This is a genomic window from uncultured Cardiobacterium sp., assembly GCF_938028185.1.
GTDB lineage: Bacteria > Pseudomonadota > Gammaproteobacteria > Cardiobacteriales > Cardiobacteriaceae > Cardiobacterium.
Genome location: NZ_CALJAH010000041.1, coordinates 1 through 6,839, shown reverse-complemented (window position 1 = coordinate 6,839; position 6,839 = coordinate 1). Strand labels below are relative to the sequence as shown.

Annotated in this window: 7 protein-coding genes; all 7 read left to right on the top strand. The window is 60.8% G+C overall.

The genetic code is table 11. The features are described 5' to 3' along the window. Positions 1–169: 169 nt before the first annotated feature. Positions 170–721 carry a DUF1440 domain-containing protein gene (locus Q0349_RS01495; RefSeq protein WP_366916250.1) on the top strand — a complete coding sequence of 184 codons (552 nt, stop codon included), beginning with the start codon at positions 170–172 and terminating at the stop codon, positions 719–721. A 3-nt stretch (positions 722–724) separates the two neighbouring features. Next, the gene (locus tag Q0349_RS01490) at positions 725–1,672 is read left to right on the top strand and encodes a DUF58 domain-containing protein (RefSeq protein ID WP_298079029.1); all 948 of its coding nucleotides are present in this window, start codon (positions 725–727) and stop codon (positions 1,670–1,672) included. Next, positions 1,669–3,663, top strand: a complete 1,995-nt coding sequence (locus Q0349_RS01485) for a DUF3488 and transglutaminase-like domain-containing protein (RefSeq protein ID WP_298079028.1) — start codon at positions 1,669–1,671, stop codon at positions 3,661–3,663. The genes Q0349_RS01490 and Q0349_RS01485 overlap by 4 nt, the downstream gene beginning before the upstream one ends. Before the next feature lie 80 nt (positions 3,664–3,743). After that, the gene (locus Q0349_RS01480) at positions 3,744–4,211 is read left to right on the top strand and encodes an SUF system Fe-S cluster assembly regulator (RefSeq protein ID WP_298079026.1); all 468 of its coding nucleotides are present in this window, start codon (positions 3,744–3,746) and stop codon (positions 4,209–4,211) included. Then, positions 4,208–5,650, top strand: coding sequence for a Fe-S cluster assembly protein SufB (gene sufB / locus Q0349_RS01475; protein ID WP_298079025.1), 1,443 nt, complete (start codon positions 4,208–4,210; stop codon positions 5,648–5,650). Before Q0349_RS01480 ends, sufB begins: the two co-directional genes overlap by 4 nt. A 213-nt stretch (positions 5,651–5,863) precedes the next feature. Continuing rightward, entirely contained in the window at positions 5,864–6,277 is a 414-nt protein-coding gene (locus Q0349_RS01470) for a nuclear transport factor 2 family protein (RefSeq protein ID WP_298079023.1), read from the top strand. Positions 6,278–6,361: 84 nt separating this feature from the next. Next, positions 6,362–6,839: Gfo/Idh/MocA family oxidoreductase (locus tag Q0349_RS01465; RefSeq protein ID WP_298079022.1), on the top strand; the 478-nt coding region annotated here is incomplete at its 3' end.

Below are 6,839 nucleotides of genomic sequence, written 5' to 3'. Positions count from 1 at the left end.
CCCTCCCCGACCCTCCCCCGCTGCGGGCTTCGCCCTGCAGGGGAGGGGGACATTGCTTCTATCCGCAGATTTCAGGCAGACTTCAAGGATTGGCACGTTTTTGTGCCGTTTTGTCATTCTTTTTATTTTTGGATATTGGGAGATTGTTATGTCTATTCTGGGTTATGGTCTGACGGAACGCCGCGTCAATTTTGGCGTGATTTTCTGGACGACGATTGTCGGCGGTTTTTTCAGTTCGCTGGTGAAATGGGGCTCGGAGGTCAATATGCCGCCGCGTGTGCCGGGCGAGGTGTCGCCGCCGGGAGCGCATATTGATGCCTGGCTCGGTTGGCTCGGTTTTAATTCGCACTCGCTCGATTATGTCTATCAGGGGGCGACGGTCGCAGGTGCCATCACGCTGTATCACTGGCTCTTCAGTTTCGCCTTTGCTTTTGTCTATGTCTTTTGCTCTGTTTTTTGGCCGCGCATTCGGATGTGGTATGGCGTGCTTTATGGTTTGATTATTACGGTGGTGATGCACGGCTTTTTGATTCCGTTGCTCGGTTTCCGTAATCCGGTGTATGCAGAGGGCAAGATCGGCTGGTTATGGAATTTGAATGGTTATGAGCTGTGGAGCGAGATTCTCGGTCATATTTATTGGTCGGTGTCGATTGAGGTCTGCATGATTGCGGTGCTTGCCCATTATGCCCGCCCGATTCGTGGCGATTGGGTGATGCGCTGATTCATGGCGATTGAGGACAAAATCCGTGCCCGCTGGCAGGCGCGGCAGCGTTATGCCGTCGCCAGCCGCGATTTGCCCTCGGCGCTGCGGATGCCGGTGGTGCCGACGAGCTTCGGCCTTGCTTTTTTTGCGGTGCTGGCGGTGATGTTCGTCTGGTCGGCGAATCACCAGCTCAATCTCGGTTATGCGCTGACGTTCCTCGCTTTTACCGTGTTTTTGCTCGGCGGCACGATTACCGCCGGGCAGTTGTCCGGGCTGTCGCTCGCCGCACAGGGCGGTGAGCCGGTGTGGGCGGGCGACGAGGCGGCGTTTACGGTGACGATTACCGAGCGCGATGGCCGTGCGCGCGGGCTGGTGTTTTTGCGCAATGAGGAGCAGCGCGTCGCCTGTGATGATTTGCAGGCAGGTGCGACGGCACGGGTGGTGTTGCGCGAGGCGACGTGGCAACGCGGCTGGCACGCGATGGCGCCGCTGGAGGTGTTTTGTACGCATCCGCTCGGCGCGTTTGTCACTTGGTCGTGGACGTGGCTGGAAGCGCGGGTGCTGGTCTATCCGCGTCCGGCGGGCGATTTGCCGCTGCCGTGGCAGGCGGCTGAGGGCGAGGGCAAGGCGCAGGGCGCGACGTCGGGCGATGATGAGTTGTCCGGCTTGCGTCCGTATGTACTCGGCGATTCGCTGTCGCGGGTCGCCTGGAAGCGTTATGGTCGCGGCGAGCTGTTGCTGAAGCAGTTTGCCGGGGAGGGCGCGCCGCAGTTGTTGCTCGATTTTGCCGCGATTCCCGGCGGCACCGAGCAGCGCCTGTCGCAGCTCGCCCAATGGATTGTCGAGGCGGAGGCGCAGGGGTTGTCCTACGCGCTGCGCCTGCAACAGCAGTATTTTGATTTTGGTCACGGGCGCGAGCAGCGCGAGGCCTGTTTGCGCGCGCTGGCGCTGTTCGGAGGTGGGGCATGATTCGCTGGGTGAGCGCGCAGGCGTATCAGGACCGGCTGGACGGGCGCGAGTGGCGGCGCATTACCGCGACGTTTACGCTGGTGGCGTTGCCGCTGTTTTTCTTTTTGCCGAGTGCGCTTGGCGTGCTGCTGGCAGCGGCGATTGCGCTGAAATTCGTCGCCATTGCCCGCGATGATGAGCGCCTCGCCATTGGCGTTGCGATTGGCCTGATATTGACGGGCGCTTTTTTGATTTATGGCGGCTTGCGCTCGCAGGGGCTGACGCTGTCGTTCGTCGCGCTGCTGGTGACGATGAGCGTCTGCAAGCTGCTGGAATCGCGCAACCGCCGCGATGTTCATGTGCTGTTTTTGCTGGAAACGCTGCTGATGCTGGCGTTTTTGATGTATTCGCAGTCCATCCTGATTTTTCTCTATTTGTTGTTTGCCCTCGCCATCAGCGTGCATGGTCTGGTGCGCTTCGAGCAACGCGGGCGGGCGCGGGTGCAGTTCGCCCGCTGGCGCGATTTGCTGCGCCTTTTCCTCATCGCCCTACCCTTTGCCGCAGCGATGTTTTTCTTTTTCCCGCGCATCCAGCCGCTGTGGGGGATGCCGCAGCAGGGCAAGGGTGCCGTCACCGGCCTGCCGGACGAGATGAACATGGGCGATTTGTCGTCGCTGGCGCAGTCCAACGAAATCGCCTTCCGCGTCCGCTTTGACCATGACCAGGTGCCGCAGAGCCGCAACCTGTACTGGCGCGGCCCGGTGCTGTGGCAGTTTGACGGCACGCAGTGGTTGCAGCGCCGTGGCGACCCTTTTCGCCCGCCTGCACCGGTGGATTATCAACAGGACAGCATCGTTCGCTACGAAACGACGCTGGTGAAGTCGTCGCTGAAATGGCTGCCCGCGCTGGATTTGCCGCAGCAACTGCCGGATAACCTGCCGCTCGGCCATGCCTACCAGATTGCGCTGTTTCCTGCGGCTAACGGCGTGACCGGCAAACGTTTCCGGCTCGCCTCGGCGCTCGCTTATCACACCACCGGCGAACTGTCGCGGCGCGACCGCCAGGATGCGTTGCAACTGCCACCCGGATTGACCATCCCGCAGACACAGGGACTGGCGCAACGTCTGCTTCAGGAAAACGGCGGCACGGCGCGCGGCTTCGCCGAAGGTTTCCTCAAACGGCTACATGAAGAAGAATACTACTACTCGCTCGAACCGCCGCCCGGCGCGGGCAACCCGGAAGTGTTCCTCTTCCGCGACCGCATCGGCTTCTGCGAACACTACGCCAGTGCGATGGTGCTGGCAGCGCGCAGTGTTGGCATCCCGGCGCGGGTGGTCATCGGCTATCAGGGCGGCGAACGCAACCCGCTCACTGGCGACTGGGTGGTGCGTGAAGAATCGGCGCACGCCTGGACAGAATTGTGGCTTGACGGCGAAGGCTGGGTGCGTTTCGACCCGACTGCCGCCGTCGCCCCGGACCGTATCCTGCAAGGTCGCCTTTCAGGCAACAGCCTGAGCGGCGAAGACAGCCGCGCCTTTGGTACCCGCATTGCCGAAAACCTCGGTGCTGTCGCCTGGCTGCGCAATGCCATCGATGCAACGCAAGCCTTCTGGCAGGACTGGGTCATCAACCTCGACCGCGACCAACAACAGGGATTGCTCGAAGGCCTCGGTTTGCAAGCCTTCGGTTCGGCGGGACTATTCATCGTCATGGCGCTACTGCTCGCCATCGGCTGCGCCATCCTCTACTGGTACTGGACGCGCCGCCCGCGCCACGACGACGATGTCATTGCCCGCGCGCTGCGGCGCAAACTGGCGGCGTGGGAAAAGCGCGGCTACAGCAAGGCGACCGCCGAATCTGTCGCCGTCTTCTTCCGCCGCCTCGCCGCGACTGCGGGCGCCAAACAGGCGGCACAACTGCAACAGGCGGCGACCCTCTACGAATCGCTGCGTTACCGCGAAGATGATAACGCGTCGCAACTGTTGAGTTTGCTAAAACGAATCCGCTTATAACGCCAGTTTTTCTGCACCGTTCACTTGCACCCGCCTGGCAAAAGGCATAAAGTACCCGCCCCGTTCTGATTGGAGCAACCATGCTGCGCATAACCAAAGAAAGCGAGTACGCCTTCCTCCTGCTGGGCGCGGTGCTTGCTGCCGACGGCGCGGCGCGCAACACCGCGACCCTTGCGAAAGAAGCGCGCATTGCCGTGCCGATGTCCGGCAAAGTCCTAAAACGCCTGACCCAGCAAGGCATCCTCGAATCCATCCGTGGCGCGCATGGCGGCTACCAGCTCGCGCGCGCGCCGGAGAGCATCACCGCGCTGGAAGTCGTCGAAGCGATAGAAGGCGCGCCGGAGCTGGTCGAATGCGCCAGCAGCGAGCATAACTGCGCGCTCGCCGAACACTGCACCCTCAGCCCGTTCTGGCTGGAAATCAACGACAACATCCGCACCATGCTCGCTGCAAAAACGCTGGCGGAAATGCAGCGCTTTGAACGCCGCCAGCGCGAACGCACCCTGCAATTCCCCGACAAAAACGACCTCAAACAAGAAGCCTCATGAGCAACGAAGAACTGAAAAAAATCGCCGAAACCGAATACCAGTACGGCTTTGAAACCCACATCGAACAAGACACCCTGCCGCCGGGGCTGGACGAAGGCGTCATCACCCACATCTCGCGCATGAAAAACGAGCCGGACTGGCTGCTCGAATTCCGCCTTGCCGCCTACCGCCACTGGCTGACGCTGGAACAACCCGACTGGGGACACCTCAACATCAAGCCGATTGACTATCAGGCGATCTCCTACTACTCCGCGCCGAAAAACAAAAAAGAAGGGCCGAAATCGCTGGACGAAGTCGATCCCGAACTGCTGCGCACCTACGAAAAACTCGGTATCCCGCTACAAGAGCGGGAAATGCTTGCTGGCGTCGCCGTTGATGCCGTCTTTGACTCCGTCTCGGTCGCCACCAGTTTCAAAGAGCGCCTCGGCAAAGAAGGCATCATCTTCTGCGCCTTCTCCGAAGCGGTGCGCGAACACCCGGAACTCGTGCGCCAATACCTGGGCAGCGTGGTGCGCATGGACGACAACTACTTCGCCGCGCTCAACTCCGCCGTCTTCAGCGATGGCTCGTTTTGCTACATCCCGCCCGGCGTGCGCTGCCCGATGGAGCTTTCCACCTACTTCCGCATCAACGCCGCCAACACTGGCCAGTTCGAGCGCACCCTCATCATCGCCGACCGTGGCGCCTACGTCTCCTACCTCGAAGGCTGCACCGCGCCGAAACGCGAAGAACACCAGCTGCACGCCGCCATCGTCGAAATCATCGCCCACGAAGACGCCGAGGTGAAATACTCCACCGTGCAGAACTGGTTTCCCGGCGACAAGGACGGCAACGGCGGCATCTACAACTTCGTCACCAAACGCGGCCTGTGCGAAGGCGCGCGCAGCAAAATCTCGTGGACGCAGGTGGAAACCGGCTCGGCGATTACCTGGAAATACCCCGGCGTGGTGCTGAAAGGCGACGACAGCATCGGCGAGTTCTACTCGGTGGCACTCGCGCGCGACTACCAGCAGGCCGACACCGGTTCGAAAATGATCCACATCGGCAAAAACACCAAATCCACCATCATCTCCAAAGGCATCTCGCTCGGACAGGCGCAAAACGCCTACCGGGGACTGGTCAAAATCCTGCCGGGGGCGGAAAACGCGCGCAACTTCTCCCAATGCGACTCGCTCCTCATCGGCAGCGACTGCGGCGCACACACCTTCCCGTATCTCATGGTGCAAAACCCGACGGCGCAAGTCGAACACGAAGCGACCACCGCGAAAATCGGCGAAGACCAGATTTTCTACTGTATGCAACGCGGCCTCTCCGAAGAAGACGCGGTCAGCCTCATCGTCAATGGCTTCTGCAAAGAAATCTTCCAGGAATTGCCGATGGAATTTGCGGTCGAGGCGCAGCGGCTGATAGAGCTGAAACTGGAAGGCAGCGTCGGCTAACCCTGAATAACGCAGGGTGGGGTGGCGCAGCCATTCCCCCCTCCCCCTGTGGGAGACGGGACAGGGAGTATGTAGGGTGGGGCTTGCCCCACCGCGACAACTGAATGACAGACAACCCAACATATACATACACCCCTCCCGCCATCCTGTATGTAAACCGTGAACTGCAGCCGGTGGGGCAAGCCCCACCCTACGAAAACCCGAAAAAAAACCATGACAGACGCCCAACACATCTACGAAGCCTGGCACACAGCTGCCAAAAACCGCGACACCGCCGCGCTGATTGCCCTCTACCACGACGACGCCGAATTTGAATCGCCGCTTGTCCCCGTCATCATGGCGCGCGCGAGCGGCGTGCTGCGTGGCCGCGCGGAAATACAGGCCTTCCTTGAAGAAGGCACGCGCCGCCGCCCGAACGAACTGGTGCGCTGGTACCGCGACGGTCGCTACCTCGCAAGCGGCAACCTGCTGGTGTGGGAATACCCGCGCCACACCCCGGACGGCGAACAAATCGACATCCTCGAACTGATGGAACTGGCGGACGGCAAAATCCGCCAGCACCGCATCTACTGGGGCTGGTTCGGCACACAAATGCTGATAGCCTCGGCGCTGGCGAAGCAGGCATGACAAATATACATACACCATAGTCGCTACCCTGTATGTAAAACCATAAACCCAAAACCATCCACCCGAAGAACACGAAAACCGACCATGACCCAAGCAATCCCCAAAAAAATCAACGTCGGCATCATCGGCCTGAGCGCCGATGGCGGCTGGGCGGCGATGGCGCATTACCCGGCGTTGCAGAAGCTCCCTGACCACTTTGCCATCCAGGGGCTCACCGCCAGCAGCATGGCAACCGCGCAAAAAGCGGCGGAAAAATACGGCGTGCCGTATTACAGCGACGATGCCGCCGCCCTTGCCGCGCGCGACGACATTGACCTGCTCGTCGTCGCGGTCAAACTGCCGCAACACCACGCCCTCATCGAACAAATCGCGCCCTTCGGCAAAGCCATCTACTGCGAATGGCCGCTGGGCACCCATCCCGGCGAGGCGCGCATCCTGCAAGAAATCGCCGCGCACTACTATTGCCGCACCTTTATCGGTCTGCAAGCGCTGCACTCGCCTTACATCGAGAAACTCCGGCAAATCATCAATAACCCGGCGAGCGGCAGACTGATTAGCTGCA